The organism is Actinoplanes sp. CA-015351 (assembly GCF_050955685.1).
Taxonomy (GTDB): domain Bacteria; phylum Actinomycetota; class Actinomycetes; order Mycobacteriales; family Micromonosporaceae; genus Actinoplanes.
In genome coordinates this window covers 6,264,141-6,283,801 of record NZ_CP192102.1, presented here as the reverse complement: position 1 = coordinate 6,283,801, position 19,661 = coordinate 6,264,141, and the positions used below count along the sequence as shown (strand labels likewise).

The 19,661-nt window shown below is 67.2% G+C and carries 14 protein-coding genes, 3 rRNA genes and 1 pseudogene; 15 read left to right on the top strand and 3 right to left on the bottom strand.

All coding sequences use genetic code 11. The annotated features are described in order from the left end of the window. Window positions 1-9: 9 nt before the first annotated feature. From ACQP2E_RS28635 to ptsP, 5 genes are read left to right on the top strand one after another with little or no spacing between them, the layout of a single operon-like run. Window positions 10-318, top strand: coding sequence for a PTS lactose transporter subunit IIB (locus ACQP2E_RS28635; RefSeq protein WP_181558222.1), 309 nt, complete (start codon window positions 10-12; stop codon window positions 316-318). Next, complete coding sequence (locus tag ACQP2E_RS28630; protein ID WP_433826050.1) at window positions 311-754, top strand: PTS sugar transporter subunit IIA; 444 nt, start codon at window positions 311-313, stop codon at window positions 752-754. The genes ACQP2E_RS28635 and ACQP2E_RS28630 overlap by 8 nt, the downstream gene beginning before the upstream one ends. Further along, on the top strand, window positions 751-1,791 hold the full coding sequence (locus ACQP2E_RS28625) for a zinc-dependent dehydrogenase (RefSeq protein WP_433826049.1): 1,041 nt from the start codon (window positions 751-753) through the stop codon (window positions 1,789-1,791). The genes ACQP2E_RS28630 and ACQP2E_RS28625 overlap by 4 nt, the downstream gene beginning before the upstream one ends. Window positions 1,792-1,800: 9 nt before the next feature. Continuing rightward, entirely contained in the window at window positions 1,801-2,076 is a 276-nt protein-coding gene (locus ACQP2E_RS28620; RefSeq protein WP_433826048.1) for an HPr family phosphocarrier protein, read from the top strand. After that, entirely contained in the window at window positions 2,069-3,718 is a 1,650-nt protein-coding gene (ptsP, locus tag ACQP2E_RS28615) for a phosphoenolpyruvate--protein phosphotransferase (protein ID WP_433826047.1), read from the top strand. The genes ACQP2E_RS28620 and ptsP overlap by 8 nt, the downstream gene beginning before the upstream one ends. Before the next feature lie 66 nt (window positions 3,719-3,784). Here the strand turns inward: ptsP and ACQP2E_RS28610 are convergent, their stop codons facing one another. Together ACQP2E_RS28610 and ACQP2E_RS28605 are read right to left on the bottom strand one after the other, a co-directional pair. Next, window positions 3,785-4,375, bottom strand: a complete 591-nt coding sequence (locus tag ACQP2E_RS28610; RefSeq protein WP_433826046.1) for a hypothetical protein — start codon at window positions 4,373-4,375, stop codon at window positions 3,785-3,787. Between the two features lie 52 nt (window positions 4,376-4,427). Further along, window positions 4,428-5,210, bottom strand: a complete 783-nt coding sequence (locus ACQP2E_RS28605) for a polyphosphate kinase 2 family protein (protein ID WP_433826045.1) — start codon at window positions 5,208-5,210, stop codon at window positions 4,428-4,430. Window positions 5,211-5,270: 60 nt separating this feature from the next. On the opposite strand from ACQP2E_RS28605, the gene tyrS reads away from it, so the two are divergent. From tyrS to ACQP2E_RS28575, 6 genes are all read left to right on the top strand, one after another. Then, a complete protein-coding gene (gene tyrS / locus ACQP2E_RS28600) occupies window positions 5,271-6,527 on the top strand; it encodes a tyrosine--tRNA ligase (RefSeq protein WP_433826044.1) in 1,257 nt (418 codons plus the stop codon). 398 nt (window positions 6,528-6,925) lie between these two features. Next, a 16S ribosomal RNA gene (locus ACQP2E_RS28595) occupies window positions 6,926-8,440 on the top strand. Window positions 8,441-8,791: 351 nt separating this feature from the next. Continuing rightward, window positions 8,792-11,906, top strand: a 23S ribosomal RNA gene (locus ACQP2E_RS28590). A 119-nt stretch (window positions 11,907-12,025) separates the two neighbouring features. Continuing rightward, a 5S ribosomal RNA gene (gene rrf / locus ACQP2E_RS28585) occupies window positions 12,026-12,142 on the top strand. The 16S, 23S and 5S rRNA genes sit together here, the layout of an rRNA operon. Window positions 12,143-12,282: 140 nt before the next feature. Then, window positions 12,283-15,015 (top strand): tetratricopeptide repeat protein, encoded by a 2,733-nt coding sequence (locus ACQP2E_RS28580; protein ID WP_433826043.1) that lies wholly within the window; start codon window positions 12,283-12,285, stop codon window positions 15,013-15,015. Window positions 15,016-15,033: 18 nt separating this feature from the next. Beyond that, window positions 15,034-16,107 carry an HAD-IIA family hydrolase gene (locus tag ACQP2E_RS28575; protein WP_433826042.1) on the top strand — a complete coding sequence of 358 codons (1,074 nt, stop codon included), beginning with the start codon at window positions 15,034-15,036 and terminating at the stop codon, window positions 16,105-16,107. Window positions 16,108-16,180: 73 nt separating this feature from the next. Here the strand turns inward: ACQP2E_RS28575 and ACQP2E_RS28570 are convergent, their stop codons facing one another. Continuing rightward, window positions 16,181-16,516: an SCP2 sterol-binding domain-containing protein gene (locus ACQP2E_RS28570; protein WP_433826041.1), complete on the bottom strand. Its 336-nt coding sequence runs from the start codon at window positions 16,514-16,516 to the stop codon at window positions 16,181-16,183. Window positions 16,517-16,611: 95 nt separating this feature from the next. Between ACQP2E_RS28570 and ACQP2E_RS28565 the strand changes: the two are divergent. From ACQP2E_RS28565 to ACQP2E_RS28550, 4 genes and pseudogenes are all read left to right on the top strand, one after another. Beyond that, window positions 16,612-17,364, top strand: a pseudogene (locus tag ACQP2E_RS28565) (phasin family protein); the annotation flags it as partial. A gap of 271 nt (window positions 17,365-17,635) precedes the next feature. Continuing rightward, a complete protein-coding gene (locus tag ACQP2E_RS28560) occupies window positions 17,636-17,902 on the top strand; it encodes a hypothetical protein (RefSeq protein WP_433826040.1) in 267 nt (88 codons plus the stop codon). A gap of 31 nt (window positions 17,903-17,933) precedes the next feature. Further along, window positions 17,934-18,749, top strand: coding sequence for a TlyA family RNA methyltransferase (locus ACQP2E_RS28555; RefSeq protein ID WP_433826039.1), 816 nt, complete (start codon window positions 17,934-17,936; stop codon window positions 18,747-18,749). Then, the gene (locus ACQP2E_RS28550; protein ID WP_111655107.1) at window positions 18,746-19,633 is read left to right on the top strand and encodes an NAD kinase; all 888 of its coding nucleotides are present in this window, start codon (window positions 18,746-18,748) and stop codon (window positions 19,631-19,633) included. The genes ACQP2E_RS28555 and ACQP2E_RS28550 overlap by 4 nt, the downstream gene beginning before the upstream one ends. The last annotated feature ends 28 nt before the right edge of the window (window positions 19,634-19,661 follow it).

The following is a 19,661-nucleotide window of genomic DNA, read 5'->3' as shown; positions in this document are numbered from 1 at the left end:
GAGTTCGCCATGGCAACCATCAACGGCAAGGACATTCACAAGCTGGTCGTCGCCTGCGACGCCGGCATGGGCAGCAGCGTGATGCTCGCCAGCACGCTGCGCAAGCAGCTCGGCAAGAGTGGTGTCACCGTGGAGCACAGCCCGGTGAACTCGATCCCCGCCGACGCCGACCTGGTGGTCTGCCACAGTGGACTCGCCGCCCGGGCCCGCTCGGTCGCGCCGACCAAGCCGATCGTGCCGTTCCAGGTCTTCCTCGGCGACCCGGCCGTCACGAAGGTCGTGAAGGCGATTCAGCAGGGGACCGACATCAATGTCTGACCTGCTGGACCGCCGGGCGATCCTGCTCGATCAGGCCGCGGCGGACAAGGAGGACGCCGTCCGGCAGTGCGGTGCGGCGCTGGTGGAGATCGGCGCCGCCGAGCCGGGTTACGTCGGCACGATGCTGGACCGGGAAAAGTCGATCTCCACCTACGTCGGCGAGGGTGTCGCCATTCCGCACGGCACCCTCGACGGCAAGGCCCTGGTGAAGCGGGACGCCCTGGCGGTGCTCCGCTTCCCGGCCGGCGTCGACTGGGACGGCGAACAGGTGACCGTCTGCGTCGCCATCGCCGCCGCCGGGGACGGGCACATCGAGCTGCTCTCGGCACTCGCGGAGATCCTGCTCGACGAGGACCAGGCGCTTGCGTTGCGCTCCGCGACGGACGCCGACACCGTGATCCGCTTATTGGGAAAAATTCAGGAAGGCACCGCATGAAGGTCGTCCGATTCCACGCCCCCGGTGACGTCCGTTTCGAGGACGTGCCGGAACCCGAGGCCGGCCCGGGCGAGGTGAAGATCCGCGTCCGGAACTGCTCCACCTGCGGCACCGATGTGAAGATCTCCAAGTTCGGCCACCACCACATCCACCCGCCCCGGGTGATGGGCCACGAGATCGCCGGCGAGATCGTCACGGTGGGCGACGGCGTCGAGGGCTGGGCGGCGGGCGACCGGGTCCAGGTCATCGCCGCGATCCCGTGTGGAGTGTGCGCCGAGTGCACCCGCGGCCGGATGACGGTCTGCCCGAACCAGGTCTCCATGGGTTACCACTTCGAGGGCGGCTTCGCGCAGTTCATGGTCGTACCGAAAGAGGTCCTCGCCGTCGACGGGCTGAACCGGATCCCGGACGGCGTCTCGTTCGCCGAGGCGTCGGTGGCCGAGCCGCTGGCCTGCGCCCTCAACGCGCAGAACCTGGCCCGCGTCGGTGACGGCGACGACGTCGTGGTGATCGGCTCCGGCCCGATCGGCTGCCTGCACGTCCGGCTGGCCCGGGCACGCGGCGCGGCCCGGGTGTTCCTGGTCGAGCTGAACCGGGAACGCCTGGACATGGCGGCGAACCTGGTCAAGCCGGACGCCGCCATCTGCGCGGCCGAGGCAGACCCGATCGAGGAGATCCGCAAGCTCACCGACGGCCGGGGTGCCGACGTGATCATCACAGCGGCCGCGTCCGGCAAGGCGCAGGAACAGGCCATCGAGATGGCCGCCAGGCAGGGCCGGATCAGCTTCTTCGGCGGCCTGCCCAAGGACAACCCGACGATCACCTGCGACTCGAACCTGGTGCACTACCGGGAGCTGATGATCATCGGCGCCAACGGGTCCAGCCCGGCGCACAACGCCGAGGCGCTCCAGCTGGTCGCCACCGGCGCGGTGCCGGTCGCCGACCTGATCACCCACCGCCTGCCGCTGGACCAGGCGATCGACGCTTTCGGGATCGTCGCCCGCGGCGAAGCCATCAAGGTCACCATCGAGCCTTAGGAGGGTTCCATGCCCACGCGCACCGTTGCCGTCGGCTCCGCCAGCGGCTTGCACGCCCGGCCGGCCAAGCTGTTCGTCGAGGCCGCCGCCGCGGCGCCGGTCAAGGTCACCATCCGGGTCGGTGACCGCAAACCGGTACCGGCCAAGAGCATGCTCGGGGTGCTCGCCCTCGGCGCCAAGCAGGGTACCGAGGTGATCCTCGAAGCCGACGGCGACGGCGCCGAGGAGGCCCTGGACGGTCTCGCCGACCTGCTCGCCCGTGACCTGGACGCCTCCGATGCCTGAGGTGGTCAGCCTCTCCGGCATCGGGGTCTGCGCCGGGATCGCCGCGGGTCCGCTGCTGCGGATCGCGGATGTGCCCGACTTGCCACCTCCAACAGCTTTCGCGGATCCGGCCTCGGAGGTCGCGCGGGCTGACGCGGCGCTCACCGAGGTGGTCCACGACCTCGGCCGCCGCGCGGATCGGGCCGCCGACGCCACGGTCGCCGAGGTGCTGCGGGCCGAGGCGATGATGGCCGGCGACGAGGCGTTGCGGGACGCCGTCCGCGAGCACGTCGCGGACGGCGCCGACGCGGTGCACGCCATCGACCGGGCGTTCGGCGCCTACCGGGAGATGTTCCTCGACGCCGGTGGCTACCTCGCCGAACGGGTCGCCGACCTCGACGACCTGCGCAACCGGGCGGTCGCGGTGCTGCTGGGTCTGCCGATGCCGGGCGTGCCGCATCCCGGGCACCCGTTTGTGCTCGCGGCCCGCGACCTCGCGCCGGCCGACACCGCCGACCTCGACCCCGCTTTCGTCAAAGCGCTGGTCACCGAGGTGGGCGGGCCGACCAGTCACACCGCGATCCTGGCCCGGGCGCTCGGACTGCCCGCCGTGGTGGCCTGCCCCGGCGTACTCGGCATCGCGGACGGGACGCTGGTGTTGGTGGACGGCGCGGCGGGGCGTGTCGACGCGGGCATCGACGAGGCCGTCGCCGAGGCCGCGACCCGGGACGCGGCCGAGGTCGCTGCCGCGGCTTCCTCTCTCACCGGCCCCGGGCAGACCTCCGACGGGTACGGGATCAAGCTCCTCGCCAACGTGGGATCCGCCAAGAACGTGCCGGCCGCCGACGAGGTGCACGCCGAAGGGGTCGGCCTGTTCCGTACCGAACTGCTGTTCCTCGACCGCACCCAGGAACCCGGGCTCGACGAGCAGATCGCGGCGTACCGCGACGTGTTCACCGCGATGTCCGGTCGCCGGGTCGTCATCCGGACGCTCGACGCCGGCGCCGACAAGCCGCTGCCGTTCCTGAACCAGCAGGGCGAGCCCAACCCGGCGCTGGGCGTACGCGGACTGCGGATCGCCCGGCAGCGCCCGGAGGTGCTCGCCACCCAGCTCGCGGCGATCGCCGAGGCCCGGTCGCAGACCGGAGCCGACGTCTGGGTGATGGCGCCGATGGTCTCCACCCTGGCCGAGGCCACCACGTTCGCGGCCGCGGTACGCGACGCCGGCCTGCCCAAGGCCGGCGTGATGATCGAGGTGCCGGCCGCCGCCCTGCGCGCCGCCGACCTGCTCCAGGTGGTCGACTTCCTGAGCATCGGCACGAACGACCTGAGTCAGTACACGTTCGCGGCCGACCGGATGTGCGGGGCGCTCGCCGACCTTCTGGACCCGTGGCAGCCGGCACTGCTCCAGCTGATCGGGATCTGCGGCGACGCCGGCCGTGCGGTGGACAAGCCGGTCGGGGTGTGCGGTGAGGCGGCCGCCGATCCGGGGCTCGCGCCGGTCCTGGTCGGGCTCGGTGTGACAAGCCTGTCGATGTCACCACGGGCGCTGCCCGCGGTGCGGGCGGCCCTCGCCGGGGTGAGCGAACAGGAATGCCGGCGGCTGGCGCGGCTCGCGGTGGCGGCGCCGGACGCGGTGGAGGCCCGGAAGCTGGTGCTCTGAGGGTTTCTCATGAGGCTGCTGACTCCGCTGGCCGATCCAGCGGAGTCAGCTTCGTTCCTGGTTCGATCAGTTGAACGGGAAGCCGCTGGGGAACACGATCGGCTTGGGCTTCGGCATCGTCTCCATCAGGTGGATGACGTCGAGCAGCACCTTCGGCGTGCCCGGGGTGCCCTGCAGCACGGTGATGGTCTTCGTCACGCCGTTGCGGTAACCGACCTTGACCATGTATTCGAAGCGGTCGCAGCAGCTGTTCTTCGGGACGTACCGGGAACGCAGCGCGCGGAACTCCGGGCTCGACGCGAGCCGGATGACCTGGGCGTTCTGGTCCTTGCCGCCCCCGGTGCTGACCAGGGTGTTGATCGAGGTGCCGCCGCCGATGCCACCGGTCCGGATCACCGAGACGGACTCGGCGGGACCGGCGGGCTTCTTCGGCGGTTTCGCTGCTGCCGGTTTTGCCGCTACCGGTTTTGCTGGTGGCGCTGCCACCGCGGGGCTTGCTGCCACCGCGGGGCTTGCTGCCACCGCGGGGCTTGCCGCCACCGCGGTGCTTGCCGGCGGCGGCTCCGCGACCGGTGCCGCGAAGGCCTGGCCGGTCGTCAGGGCGACGCCGGCGAGTCCGAGCGACAGGGCGGCCATGCGTAGGGAGAACCTGCTCATGGCGCCGACGATAGCCTCTAATTTGGTCTCTTTCGGGCAAAACGCCCAAAAGTCAGACGTGTGGGTTGCCGGTCTGATCCGCCGCGCCGAGGTCGTAGCCCCGCTTCGCCAGCTTGTTCTCCAGCACGTGGCAGACGTGCTCGACCACCGCGAGACGCGCGTACGGCTTACTGTCGCCGGGGATGACCTTCCAGCGGGCGCGGGGCTTGTCGGTCTTCTCCAGCATGGCCTCGACGGCGGCTTCGTATTCCGGGCGCTTCTTCCGGTTGCGCCAGTCCTCGTCGGTCAGCTTCCAGGAGCGCAGCGGGTCGTTCGCCCGGTCCTCGAAGCGGCGCAGCTGCTCCTCCTCGGAGACGTGCATCCAGAACTTGATCAGGATCATGCCCTCGGCGGTCAGGGTGCGCTCGAACTCGGAGATCTCGTCGTACGCCCGTTTCCACTGCTCGGTCGTCGCGAAGTTCTCGACCCGTTCGACCAGGACCCGGCCGTACCAGGACCGGTCCAGCACGGTCATCCCGCCGTTGCCGGGCAGCACCTGCCAGAACCGCTGGAGGAAGTGATGGCGCTTCTCGTCGTACGTGGGTGCGGCGAACTGGGAGACACGCACGTGCCTGGGATCGATCATGGTGACCAGCCGCTTGATGGCGCCACCCTTGCCGGAGGCGTCCCAGCCCTCGAAGAGCACGCAGAGCGGCGGCCCGATCCTCTGCTCGCCGATCTGCCCGCCGACCAGCAGGCGCAACCGGAGAAGACGTTGCTGCGCGGCTTCCAGCCGCTCCTCGGCCTTCTTCTTCGAGATGTCGATCGGTGCTTTCGCGCTTCCCAGGTGACCCATGCGCCTAGCATCCGCCAAACCCGCTGTGATCCGCAGCAGGGAGTGCGGGACAATCCGTGCGTGACTCTTGTAGACGACCTGCTGTGGCGCGGACTGATCCAGGACTCGACCGACCCCGACGAGCTGCGCAAAGCACTCGACGGCGGCTCGATCACGTTCTATGTGGGCTTCGACCCGACCGCCGCCTCGCTGCACGTCGGCCACCTCATGCAGGTGCTCACCGCCCGCCGCCTCCAGCAGGGCGGTCACCGGCCGCTGCTGCTCGTCGGCGGCGCCACCGGCCAGATCGGTGACCCGCGGGAGTCCAGCGAGCGCAGCCTCAACGCGCCGGAGGTCGTGGAAGGCTACGTGGAGCGCATCCGGACCCAGCTCGCCCCGTTCGTGACCTACGAGGGCCCGCAGGGTGCCACGCTCGTCAACAACCTGGACTGGACCGGCCCGACCTCGGTGATCGAGTTCCTGCGTGACGTCGGCAAGCACTTCCCGGTCAACAAGATGCTGGCCCGTGACGTGGTGCGCAACCGGCTGGAGAGCGGGATCAGCTTCACCGAGTTCAGCTACCAGCTGCTGCAGTCCAACGACTTCTACCAGCTGCACGTCCAGCACGGCTGCCTGCTGCAATTCGGTGGCTCCGACCAGTGGGGCAACATCACCGCCGGCGTGGACTTCGTGCGCCGCCGCGGCGCCGGCCCGGTGAACGCGTTCGTCACTCCGCTGGTCCTCAAGGCTGACGGCACCAAGTTCGGCAAGACCGAAGGCGGCGCGGTCTGGCTCGACCCGACCATGACCAGCCCGTACTCCTTCTACCAGTTCTGGATCAACAGCGACGACCGGGACGTGAGCAAGTACCTGCGGTACTTCAGCTTCAAGTCCCGCGAAGAGCTGGAGGAGCTGGAGAAGGCGACCGCGGAGCGGCCGCAGGCCAGGCTCGCGCAGCGAGCCCTGGCTTTCGAGGTCACCGCGCTGGTGCACGGCGAGGAGGAGGCGAACCAGGCGGTCGCGGCGAGCCAGGCGCTCTTCGGGCGCGGATCCCTGGACGAACTCTCCGCGGACACGTTGCGCGCCGCCCTGGGCGAGGCGGGACTTCTTGAGGTACGCGGGGATCTCCCCACCGTGGGTGCCCTGCTGAAGGACGCGGGTCTCGTGGCGAGCGCGAACGAGGCACGCCGCACGATCGGGGAGGGTGGCGCCTACTTGAACAACGAGCGCATCACCGACGGTGAGGCCGTGGTTCCGGAGTCGGCATTGCTGCATGGTCGTTTCCTGGTGCTGCGCCGTGGCAAGCGCACATTCGCCGGCGTGGAGATCGTCAAATAGTGCTCTGACCTGAGGTTTTTCGAGATCGGCCCGTTGTGACCCAGGTCGCGGCGGGCCGATTTGGCAACGCGGACATGTGCCTGTAATGTTTTCCAAGCCGCCAGGGAAACGGGCGAGCGAGCGGGACTCGAAAGAGGCCCGGCGCGGCCGGCCTGGAGGACACCCCAAGAAATGATCACGGTGCTTCATCGTGTAACGTTCTGCGGGTCGAACAAAGCCCCGGCTTCTTGCCGCGAAAGCGGTGGTGAATCGGTGTGCGGTTGTTCTTTGAGAACTCAACAGGGTGCTTGATAAGCCAGTGCCAATAATGGCATTACCCCGACCCATCTCTTACCGGGGATGGGTGGGAGATTCCTTTGGCAACATTTGTTTGTTGCCGGGACGCTTTTCCAAAGATTTTGTTGGAGAGTTTGATCCTGGCTCAGGACGAACGCTGGCGGCGTGCTTAACACATGCAAGTCGAGCGGAAAGGCCCTTCGGGGTACTCGAGCGGCGAACGGGTGAGTAACACGTGAGTAACCTGCCCCAGACTTTGGGATAACCCTCGGAAACGGGGGCTAATACCGGATATTACTTTGCATCGCATGGTGCTTGGTGGAAAGTTTTTCGGTTTGGGATGGACTCGCGGCCTATCAGCTTGTTGGTGAGGTAATGGCTCACCAAGGCGAGGACGGGTAGCCGGCCTGAGAGGGCGACCGGCCACACTGGGACTGAGACACGGCCCAGACTCCTACGGGAGGCAGCAGTGGGGAATATTGCACAATGGGCGGAAGCCTGATGCAGCGACGCCGCGTGAGGGATGACGGCCTTCGGGTTGTAAACCTCTTTCAGCAGGGACGAAGCGCAAGTGACGGTACCTGCAGAAGAAGCGCCGGCCAACTACGTGCCAGCAGCCGCGGTAAGACGTAGGGCGCGAGCGTTGTCCGGATTTATTGGGCGTAAAGAGCTCGTAGGCGGCTTGTCGCGTCGAATGTGAAAACTCGGGGCTCAACTCCGAGCTTGCATTCGATACGGGCAGGCTAGAGTTCGGTAGGGGAGACTGGAATTCCTGGTGTAGCGGTGAAATGCGCAGATATCAGGAGGAACACCGATGGCGAAGGCAGGTCTCTGGGCCGATACTGACGCTGAGGAGCGAAAGCGTGGGGAGCGAACAGGATTAGATACCCTGGTAGTCCACGCTGTAAACGTTGGGCGCTAGGTGTGGGGGACCTCTCCGGTTTTCTGCGCCGCAGCTAACGCATTAAGCGCCCCGCCTGGGGAGTACGGCCGCAAGGCTAAAACTCAAAGGAATTGACGGGGGCCCGCACAAGCGGCGGAGCATGCGGATTAATTCGATGCAACGCGAAGAACCTTACCTGGGTTTGACATCGCCGGAAAACTCGTAGAGATACGGGGTCCTTCGGGGCCGGTGACAGGTGGTGCATGGCTGTCGTCAGCTCGTGTCGTGAGATGTTGGGTTAAGTCCCGCAACGAGCGCAACCCTCGTCCCATGTTGCCAGCATTTAGTTGGGGACTCATGGGAGACTGCCGGGGTCAACTCGGAGGAAGGTGGGGATGACGTCAAGTCATCATGCCCCTTATGTCCAGGGCTTCACGCATGCTACAATGGCCGGTACAAAGGGCTGCGATACCGTGAGGTGGAGCGAATCCCAAAAAGCCGGTCTCAGTTCGGATCGGGGTCTGCAACTCGACCCCGTGAAGTCGGAGTCGCTAGTAATCGCAGATCAGCAACGCTGCGGTGAATACGTTCCCGGGCCTTGTACACACCGCCCGTCACGTCACGAAAGTCGGCAACACCCGAAGCCGGTGGCCTAACCCCTTGTGGGAGGGAGCCGTCGAAGGTGGGGCTGGCGATTGGGACGAAGTCGTAACAAGGTAGCCGTACCGGAAGGTGCGGCTGGATCACCTCCTTTCTAAGGAGCAACTTTCCGCGAAAGCGGACAGTAGCCCGCACCGCCCGAATGTGGTGGTGGGGTGCTCAAAGGCGGAGACACTGGCCAGTCAGGACCGGCAACGGCCGGCGACGTTAGTACCGCTTCCTCCGGGGAGTGTGGAAAGCAAGCTGGTGCGGCTGGATTCCTGGCGAAAAACAAGCATCCTGTTGGGTATCTGAAAGAACAACCTTTGTGGTTGGTCTTCAATGCCAGGCGTGATTCGGCAGCTCATACCGTTCGGTTTTCCGGGGTTTGGTGGGTTGTGGATCGAATCGCGGGTTGGTCGTTGGTTGAGAATTGCACAGTGGACGCGAGCATCTTGTTTTTTGTGGTTAAGTTGTCAAGGGCGAACGGTGGATGCCTTGGCACCAGGAGCCGATGAAGGACGTGGGAGGCCGCGATAGGCCTGGGGGAGCTGCCAACCTAGCTGTGATCCCAGGGTGTCCGAATGGGGAAACCTAGCACGAGTCATGTCGTGTTATCCGTGCCTGAATTCATAGGGCATGTGAGGGGAACGCGGGGAAGTGAAACATCTCAGTACCCGTAGGAAGAGAAAACAACCGTGATTCCGTGAGTAGTGGCGAGCGAAAGCGGATCTAGCCTAAACCAGATACGTGTGATACCTGTCAGGGGTTGCGTATTCGGGGTTGTGGGACCCACTTGATTGTTCTGACAGACAGTCGAAGAGTTACAAAGTTTCATGCTAGTCGAACGACGTGGGAAAGTCGGCCGTAGACGGTGAGAGCCCGGTAGACGAAAGTGTGTGACCTCTTTGTGGTGTTCCCGAGTAGCAGCGGACTCCTAGAATCTGCTGTGAATCTGCCAGGACCACCTGGTAAGGCTGAATACTTCCTGGTGACCGATAGCGGACAAGTACCGTGAGGGAATGGTGAAAAGTACCCCGGGAGGGGAGTGAAATAGTACCTGAAACCGTTCGCCTACAATCCGTCAGAGCCACCGTAGCAGTGGTGATGGCGTGCCTTTTGAAGAATGAGCCTGCGAGTTAGTGGCATGTGGCGAGGTTAACCCGTGTGGGGTAGCCGTAGCGAAAGCGAGTCTGAAGAGGGCGCTCTTTAGTCGCATGTTCTAGACCCGAAGCGGAGTGATCTAGCCATGGGCAGGTTGAAGCGTGGGTAAGACTACGTGGAGGACCGAACCCACCAACGTTGAAAAGTTGGGGGATGACCTGTGGTTAGGGGTGAAAGGCCAATCAAACTCCGTGATAGCTGGTTCTCCCCGAAATGCATTTAGGTGCAGCGTCGCGTGTTTCTTGCCGGAGGTAGAGCACTGGATGGTCTAGGGGGCCCACAAGCTTACTGAAATCAGCCAAACTCCGAATGCCGGTAAGTGAGAGCGCGGCAGTGAGACTGCGGGGGATAAGCTTCGTAGTCGAGAGGGAAACAGCCCAGATCGCCAGCTAAGGCCCCTAAGCGTGTGCTAAGTGGAAAAGGATGTGGGATCGCATTGACAACCAGGAGGTTGGCTTAGAAGCAGCCACCCTTTAAAGAGTGCGTAATAGCTCACTGGTCAAGTGGTTCCGCGCCGACAATGTAGCGGGGCTCAAGCACACCGCCGAAGCTGTGGCATTCACATATTAACTTAGCTTGGTCCCTTGAGGATCTTGTTCAGGTGTGTGGATGGGTAGGGGAGCGTCGTATGGCGGGTGAAGCGGCGGAGTGATCCAGCCGTGGACGCCATACGAGTGAGAATGCAGGCATGAGTAGCGAATGAAGGGTGAGAACCCCTTCCGCCGGATGACCAAGGGTTCCAGGGGCAGGCTAATCCGCCCTGGGTGAGTCGGGGCCTAAGGCGAGGCCGAGAGGCGTAGTCGATGGATAACGGGTTGATATTCCCGTACCCGCGTAGAAGCGCCCAAGACGAACCCATCTGTACTAAGCACATGAAGCGCCGGCGGTCTTCGGACTTATGGTGTGGAGTCTGTGACCTCGGGTGGTAGTAGTTTAGCGATGGGGTGACGCAGGAAGGTAGATGATCCCGGCCGGTGGTTGTGCCGGGGTAAGCGTGTAGGCCGTACCGTAGGCAAATCCGCGGTGCATATGAGGCTGAGACGTGATGCCGAGCCGTTCTGGTGAAGTCATTGATCCTATGCTGCCGAGAAAAGCCTCTAGCGAGCTTCGAGCGGCCCGTACCCTAAACCGACACAGGTGGTCAGGTAGAGAATACCGAGGCGACGGGTGAACTGTGGTTAAGGAACTCGGCAAATTGCCCCCGTAACTTAGGGAGAAGGGGGGCCGGACGCGTGAAGCCCCTTGCGGGTGGAGCGTGGTATGGCCGCAGAGAGCAGGGGGAAGCGACTGTTTACTAAAAACACAGGTCCATGCGAAGTCGTAAGACGATGTATATGGACTGACGCCTGCCCGGTGCTGGAACGTTAAGGGGACCTGTTAGCGAGTATTCGCGAGGCGGAGAACTTAAGCGCCAGTAAACGGCGGTGGTAACTATAACCATCCTAAGGTAGCGAAATTCCTTGTCGGGTAAGTTCCGACCTGCACGAATGGCGTAACGACTTCCCCACTGTCTCAACCACAGGCCCGGCGAAATTGCAGTACGAGTAAAGATGCTCGTTACGCGCGGCAGGACGGAAAGACCCCGGGACCTTTACTATAGCTTGACATTGGTATCCGAATTTAATTGTGTAGGATAGGTGGGAGCCGGTGAAGCTCGGACGCCAGTTCGGGTGGAGGCATTGTTGAAATACCACTCTGTTGGGTTTGGGTATCTAACTTGCGGCCCTGATCGGGTCGAGGGACAGTGTCTGGTGGGTAGTTTAACTGGGGCGGTTGCCTCCTAAAGGGTAACGGAGGCGCCCAAAGGTTCCCTCAGCCTGGTTGGCAATCAGGTGTTGAGTGTAAGTGCATAAGGGAGCTTGACTGTGAGACTGACGGGTCGAGCAGGGACGAAAGTCGGGACTAGTGATCCGGCACTTGCGTGTGGAAGCGGTGTCGCTCAACGGATAAAAGGTACCCCGGGGATAACAGGCTGATCTTCCCCAAGAGTCCATATCGACGGGATGGTTTGGCACCTCGATGTCGGCTCGTCGCATCCTGGGGCTGTAGCAGGTCCCAAGGGTTGGGCTGTTCGCCCATTAAAGCGGTACGCGAGCTGGGTTTAGAACGTCGTGAGACAGTTCGGTCCCTATCCGCCGTGCGCGTTGGATACTTGAGAAGGGCTGTCCCTAGTACGAGAGGACCGGGACGGACGAACCTCTGGTGTGCCAGTTGTTCCGCCAGGAGCATGGCTGGTTGGCTACGTTCGGAAGGGATAACCGCTGAAAGCATCTAAGCGGGAAGCCTGCTTCGAGATGAGGTATCCCACCACCTTGAGTGGGTAAGGCTCCCAGTAGACTACTGGGTTGATAGGCCGGAAATGTAAGCACGGTAACGTGTTGAGTTGACCGGTACTAATAGGCCGAGGGCTTAACCACCCTAAATTTTATGCTTACGCGTCCACTGTGTGATTCACAGCAAACGAACAACCACCTCGTTTGCCGGCCTTTTCGGCTGGCATATCGGGTTGCTGGTTCTTCGCTGCGCTGAAAGGTGTTTCGGTGGTCATAGCGGAGGGGAAACGCCCGGTTACATTCCGAACCCGGTAGCTAAGCCCTCCAGCGCCGATGGTACTGCACTCGGGAGGGTGTGGGAGAGTAGGACGCCGCCGGACTCAACGTGATGGTCGAGGGCCGCCCCCGCTCGGGGTCGGCCCTTGACTGCGTTTATGAGCAAGTCCCCTAGTAGCTTTGAGTGTTGACGCTTGGCGCCGCCCGTTCCGAGGGCCAGCCGCCGTATTGGAAGGAATGATCCGTGACTACAGGACCGCAAGACGGCGGCTCCAGCAACCGAGACGGCGAGAGCCGTCCCGGCCGCAGTCGCGACGGAGCTGGCGACGAGCGCCGGAGTGACCGCGGTGGCTCCTCCCAGGGCGGCGGTGAGCGGGGCGGATCCCGTGGCGGCTACCAGGGTGGCGGCGACCGCGGCGGCTTCAACCGTGGCGGCGACCGTCCGGGTGGCGACCGCGGAGGCTTCCGTGGCGGCGACCGTGACCGTGGCGGCTACCAGGGCGGACAGCGTTCGTCGGGCGGCGGCTACCGCGGTGGCGACCGTCCGCAGGGTGACCGTGGTGGTTACCAGGGTGGCGGCGACCGCGGTGGATTCCGCGGTGGCGACCGTCCCCAGGGCGACCGTGGCGGCTACCAGGGTGGCGGCGACCGCGGTGGATTCCGTGGCGGAGACCGCGACCGTGGCGGCTACCAGGGCGGACAGCGCTCGGTGGGCGGTGGCGACCGTGGCGGTTTCCGTGGCGGCGACCGTCCGCAGAGCGGCGGCTACCAGGGCGGTGGCGACCGGGGTGGTTTCCGTGGAGGAGACCGCGACCGTGGCGCCGGCCAGGGTGGCTTCCGTGGCGGTGACCGTCCGCAGGGTGACCGTGGTGGTTACCAGGGTGGCGGCGACCGCGGTGGATACCGTGGTGGCGACCGTCCCCAGAGTGGTGGCTTCCGTGGCGGCGACCGTCCGCAGAGCGGCGGCTACCAGGGTGGTGGCGACCGTGGCGGCTTCAACCGTGGCGGCGACCGTCCGCAGGGTGGCGGCTACCGGGGCGACCGTCCCAGCGGTGACCGTCCGGGGGGCGACCGTGGCGACCGTGGCGGCTTCCGCAGCGACCGCCCGCAGGGTGACCGTGGTGGTTACCAGGGTGGCGGCGACCGCGGTGGATACCGTGGCGGTGACCGTCCCCAGAGTGGTGGCTTCCGCGGCGGCGACCGTCCGCAGAGCGGTGGTTTCCGCGGCGGTGACCGTCCGCAGGGTGACCGTGGTGGTTACCAGGGTGGCGGCGACCGGGGTGGTTTCCGCGGTGGCGACCGTGACCGTGGTGGTTACCAGGGTGGCGGCGACCGTGGCGGCTTCAACCGTGGCGGCGACCGTCCGCAGGGTGGCGGCTACCGGGGCGACCGTCCCAGCGGTGACCGTCCGGGGGGCGACCGTGGCGACCGTGGCGGCTTCCGCAGCGACCGCCCGCAGGGTGACCGCGGTGGTTACCAGGGTGGCGGCGACCGCGGTGGATACCGTGGCGGCGACCGTCCGCAGAGTGGCGGCTACCAGGGCGGTGGCGACCGCGGTGGTTTCCGTGGCGGTGACCGTGACCGTGGTGGTTACCAGGGTGGCGGCGACCGTGGTGGCTTCAACCGCGACCGTTCGAGCGGCCCCCGTGAGAGCTTCTCCGGTGGCGAACGCCCGCAGGGTGGCGGCTACCGGGGCGACCGTCCCAGCAGCGACCGTCCGTCCGGCTACCGGGGCGACCGTCCCCAGGGTGACCGTCCGGGTGGCGACCGTGGCGACCGTGGCGGCTTCCGCAGCGACCGCCCGCAGGGTGACCGCGGTGGTTACCAGGGTGGCGGCGACCGCGGCGGATACCGTGGTGGCGACCGTCCCCAGGGTGACCGTGGCAGCGACCGCGGCGGCTTCCGCAGCGACCGTGACCGTGGCGGCTACCAGGAGCGCGACAACCGTCCGCAGGACGAGCAGGACGGTCAGCCGACCTTCCAGGCCCCGGACATTCCCGAGGACATCGTCGCGACCGACCTCGACCAGGAGGTCCGCGCCGAACTGAACTCCCTCGCTCGTGAGATGGCGGACAAGGTCGCGCGGCACCTCGTCGCGGCCGGTCAGATCATCGACGAGGACTCCGAGCTGGCGCTGCAGCACGCGATCGCGGCTCGCCGGCTCGCGTCCCGGATCGCCGTGGTGCGTGAGGCCGTCGGTCTCGCCGCCTACGCTGCCGGGGACTGGACGACGGCCATCGCCGAGCTGCGCACCTACCACCGGATGACCGGCCGGCAGACGCACCTCGCTGAGCTGGCCGACTGCGAGCGGGCCCTGGGCCGGCCGGAGCGGGCGATCGACCTGTACCGCGGCGCCGACATCGCGAAGCTCGAGAAGAGCGGCGCGATCGAGCTGCTGATCGTGGCGGCCGGTGCCCGGACCGACCTCGGCCAGCACGACGCGGCCGTGGCGATGCTCCAGGTCAAGGAACTGACCGCGGAGGAGGACGCCGACTGGGCGGCCCGCCTGCGGTACGCGTACGCCGATGCCCTGCTCGCGGCTGGCCGCCGTGACGAGGCCCGGGAGTGGTTCGCCCGTGCCGCTGCCGCCGACGAGGAGCAGCTGACCGACGCGGCCGAGCGGCTTCTCGAACTCGACGGCGTCTCCATCGAGGGCGACGACGAGGACGAGGACGACGAGACCGAGGCAGCGCTCGGCGAGGCCGGCCCGGAGACCCGTTCCGAGGACGACGACGCTTCCGAGGGCCCGGTGGCCGAGGACGACGACGACTTCGAGGACGACGACGAAGAGGACGACGCGCCGGTCGCTGTCGACGCCGAGGACGACGAGTTCGAGGACGACGAGGACGAGGACGAGGACGACGAGGAGTCGGCCCCGGTGTCCGAGACCGACGTGAACACCGACGCGGTCAAGTCCGACGACGAGAAGAAGCAGGCGGACGAGTTCGTCACGAAGTCGGACGACGAGCAGAAGTAAAGACGAGCAGAAGTAAACATGAGCGACCACCTCGCCGCGGGCTACGACCTGGTCATCTTCGACCTGGACGGCGTCATCTACCTGATCGACAAACCGATTCAGGGCGCGGCCGAGGCGGTCGAGCGGCTGCGCTCCGGCGGGACCTCGATCGCGTACGCGACGAACAACGCCTCGCGGCGAGCCGCTGATGTGGCCGCGCTGCTGACCGGCATGGGTGTGAAGGCCGCGCCGGCTGAGGTTCTGACCTCGGCCGGCGCGGCCGCCGTGCTTCTGGCCGAGCGGTTCCCGGCCGGCGCGCCGGTCCTGGTGGTGGGTGCTGACGCCCTGCGCGCCGAGGTCCGCGACGCGGGCCTCAACCCCGTCGGCTCGGCCGAGGACGGACCGGTCGCGGTCATTCAGGGGTACGGACCAGAGGTCGGCTGGAAGATCCTGGCCGAAGCCGCTCTGGCGGTGCGGGCCGGCGCGACCTGGTTCGCCACCAACACCGACAAGACCCTGCCCAGCCCTCGTGGCCCGCTGCCGGGCAACGGCTCGCTGGTGGCGGTCCTGCGTACCGCTCTGGACCGTGATCCGGACGTGGTCGTCGGCAAGCCGGAGCCCGCCCTGTTCACCACGGCCGCGAAGCAGTCCGAGGCGAAGCGTCCACTGGCGATCGGCGACCGCCTGGACACCGACATCGAGGGCGCGGTCGGCGCCGGCCTGGACAGCCTGCTGGTGCTCACCGGCGTGAGCGGCCCGGCCGACCTGCTGGCCGCACCGCCGCACCGGCGCCCCACGTTCGTGGCAGCCGACCTGTCGGCCCTGTTCCGCCCGGCCGCCGACGCCCGAATCCCGGCACCCGGCGACACGAGCACCGGGACGAGCGGCAAGGCGAGCGGCGACACGAGCACCGGGACGAGCGGCGAGAGCGGCACCGGGGCGAGCGGATGGCGGGTCACCCGTGACGGTGACCGCGCTGTGCTGGACGGCTCCGGCGACCCGGTCGACGCGCTGCGCCTGCTCTGCGGCGTGACCTGGGACGGCGTCCCGCTCTCCGCGATCGAGGCAGGTTCACCCGAAGCCGGCGAGCTCCTGCACGCCTGGGGCATCTGACCCCCGCGCGGCCCGTTCCGGTTCTTGAACGTTTTCGGTCACCGGGCCGTATCTGGAAGCGCTGCTGGTGCTCTCAGAGGAGCTTACGGAGTTTGAGCAGGTCGAACGGGTTCGCCTTGATGGTGACCTGCCGGGACGCGATCGCGCGGGTGATGTCGAGCCTGCCCTCGATCAGGGCGATCAGGTCGGCGCCTGAGGAGATCAGCGCGATCTTCGCTTTCGGATCGTCGCCGTCCGCGATGTCGATCAGCCGGCCGCCGGTGATCCGGCCGTGGAACGCGGTGCCGAGGTCGGTCACCCGGCAGGCGAGCGTGCGATCGAGGTCGAGATGGCCCTGGGCTTCGGCATTGGCGGCCAGCTTCGCGGCCAGGTCGTGCAACGCTTGCCGGCACTCGTCCACGGTGACCATCCGCACCCTCCCTCGCGACACCAGCACGGTACCTCAGGAAGATGTCCGGGGTGCCCGGTAGCGTGGCACCCGACGCGGCGAGAGGAGACGGGACCATGGCGGATGCATGGCGGGCATATCTGGACCTGGCGCTCGGGCTCACGGAAGCCCCCAGGAAAAAAGCTCAGCAGGTCGCCGGGGAGGTGCTCTCCCGGGGTGGCACGACGGCGGTACAGCTTCAGGGCCTGGTGGAGGATCTGCTCTCGGCCGGAGTGGCGAACCGTGAGGCGCTGACGAACATCGTCCGCTACGAGGTGGACCGTGCCCTCGGGCGGGTGGGACTTGCCACCGCCGACGAGGTCTCGGATCTGACGACGCGGGTGCACGATCTGGAGCGACAGCTGCGGGAGGCGGAATCGAAACCCGGCACCGTCGCTCCACCGGCCGCGCCGGTCGGGCCGGTCGGGCCGGTCGGGCCGCCGGCGAAAAAGGCCGTGACTAAAAAAGCGGTGAAAGCCAAGCCGAACGCGATGCCGGCGGCCGGAACTGGCCGGGCGGCCGCACCGGCCAATGTGGCCCCCGCGCCCACCGAGCCTGCCCTGAGTGAGCCGGCCCTGAGCGAGCCTGCCCCGAGCGAGCCGGCCCTGAGTGGGCCAGCCCCGAGTGAGCCGGCACCCAGTGAGCCGGCACCCAGCCCACCGGTGAAGGGCGAGCCGGTGAAGAAGGTGGCGGCCAAGAAGGTCGTCGCGAAGAAGGCCCCGGCGCCCCCTGCCAAGAAGGCGGTCGCCAAGCGCGCGCCCGCCAAGAAGGCGGCGGTGCCGTCGCAGGCGACACCCGCTACGGGTGTGCCGGTTCCGGCGGGTACCTCCGCGTCGCCGGTGAGCGCCGTGGTCGAGGCGGCGGCGGCAACCGAGCTGCCGCCGGTCACCACGACAGCGCCTCGGAAGCGTGCCCCCCGCAAGGCCGCCGAGCCGGCCCCGGTCAAGGCCGCTGAACCGGCCCCGGTCAAGGTTGCCGGGCCGGCCCCGGTCAAGGTTGCCGGGCCGGCCCCGGCGAAGAAGGCGGCTCTCCGGAGGGCGGCTGCGAAGAAGACAGTGCCGAACCAGGCGACCTCGGCCGAGACCACGGAGGCGTGAGCCCGTGACGTTCCCGAACTTCGCACAGCCCGGCCCCCGGCCGGCCCCGCCGCTCGCCGCCCCGCCGCTCGCCGCGCCACAGGTGGTCGCCCCGCAGGCGGTCGCCCAGGCGCCGGGCGGCGGGAACGGGGAGGACACCGGGCACCCGGCGGTGGACGCGGTGCTACGGTCGCTCGCCAACGCCGCGCGGCTGGCGCCGGCGGAGCAGATCGCCGAGTACGAGGCCGCGCACCAGGTGCTCCAGGAAACCCTGGCGAGCATCGACCGCTGAGACGCGTACAAGAAAAGGGTTTTGATCTTAAATGGCCCGCCGTGTGCGGCTGGACGCTGAGCTCGTCCGCCGCAAGCTCGCTCGTTCCCGGGAACAGGCCGCCGCGCTCGTCGCGGACGGCCGTGTGCAGGTCCGGGGCGTCGTCGCCCACAAGGTGGCGGCGATGGTCGATCCGGCCGACCCGGTGCTGGTGACCGGGGAGGACCCGCAGACCGAGTACGTGTCCCGGGGCGGGCACAAACTCGCCGGAGCGCTCGCCGCCTTCAAGGGGCTGGGCGTCGAGGGGAGAAGGTGCCTGGACGCGGGCGCGTCCACCGGCGGGTTCACCGACGTGCTGCTGCGCGCCGGCGCCCGGCAGGTGGTGGCGGTCGACGTCGGTTACGGGCAGCTGGCGTGGCCGATCCGGACCAACGAGCGGGTCGTGGTGATGGAGCGCACGAACGTGCGCACCCTGACCCCGGACGTGATCGGCGGGACTGTCGACCTGACCGTGGCCGACCTGTCGTTCATCTCGCTGCGGCTGGTGCTGCCGGCGCTCGCGGCGTGCACCGACGGTGATCTGGCGCTGATGGTGAAACCGCAGTTCGAGGTGGGCAAGGAACGAGTCGGTACCGGCGGTGTGGTCCGGGACTGGCGGCTGCGTGCCGAGGCCGTGATGGACGTGGCGGCGGCCGCGCAGGAGCTGGGCCTGGGTGTGCGGGACGTGGCGGCGAGCCCGCTGCCCGGACCGAGCGGCAACGTGGAGTTCTTCGTGTGGTTCCGGCGGGACGCGCCACCCGCCGAGCAGGAGCGGATCGAGAGTGTGGTCGAGGCGGGACCAGTGGCTGCTGACTTGGAGGCGACATGACCCGCTCGGCCCTGCTGGTGACGCACACCGGGCGCAGGCAGAGCACACAGCACGCCCGTGCGGTGGCCCTGGATCTGATCGCTGCCGGTTTCGAGGTCCGGGTCATCGCCGAGGAGGTCGCCGACATCGATCTGCCACCGGAGGTGAAGCCGGTCGAGGGACCGGCCGCGACCGAGGGTGTGGAGATCGTGCTGGCGCTCGGTGGCGACGGTACGTTCCTGCGCGCCGCCGACCTGGCCCGGCCGGTGAAGGCGCCGCTGCTCGGGATCAACCTGGGCAAGGTCGGTTTCCTCGCCGAGGCGGAGATCGAGCACATCGACGAGGCGGTCGCCAGCGTGGTGGCCGGCGATTACACGGTCGACGAGCGGCTGACCCTGGACGTGCGGGCCGAGTACGACGGACGCCTGATCGCCGAGTCGTGGGCGCTCAACGAGGTGTCGGTGGAGAAGGGCCAGCGGGCGCAGATGCTCGAGCTCCTCGTCGACGTGGACGGCCGGCCGCTCTCGCGGTACGGCTGCGACGGTGTGGTTTGCGCCACACCCACCGGGTCGACGGCGTACGCGTTCTCGGCCGGCGGACCGGTGGTCTGGCCCGAGGTGGAGGCGCTGCTGCTCGTGCCGATCAGTGCGCACGCGCTGTTCAGCAAGCCGCTGGTGACCGCTCCGACGTCGACGTTCGTCCTGACGGTCGACCCGTATACGTCCTTTGCGGTGCTCTGCTGTGACGGTCGGCGCACCTGGGACCTGCCGCCCGGCTCACGGGTGACTGTCGAACGGGGTCAGCTGCCCGTCCGGGTGGTCCGTCTGGCGCCCAGGCCGTTCACTGACACGCTCGTGGCGAAGTTCGAACTGCCGGTGGTCGGCTGGCGCGGGAATCGACGCTGATCACAAAACCCGCGTTGGGCGATTGTCG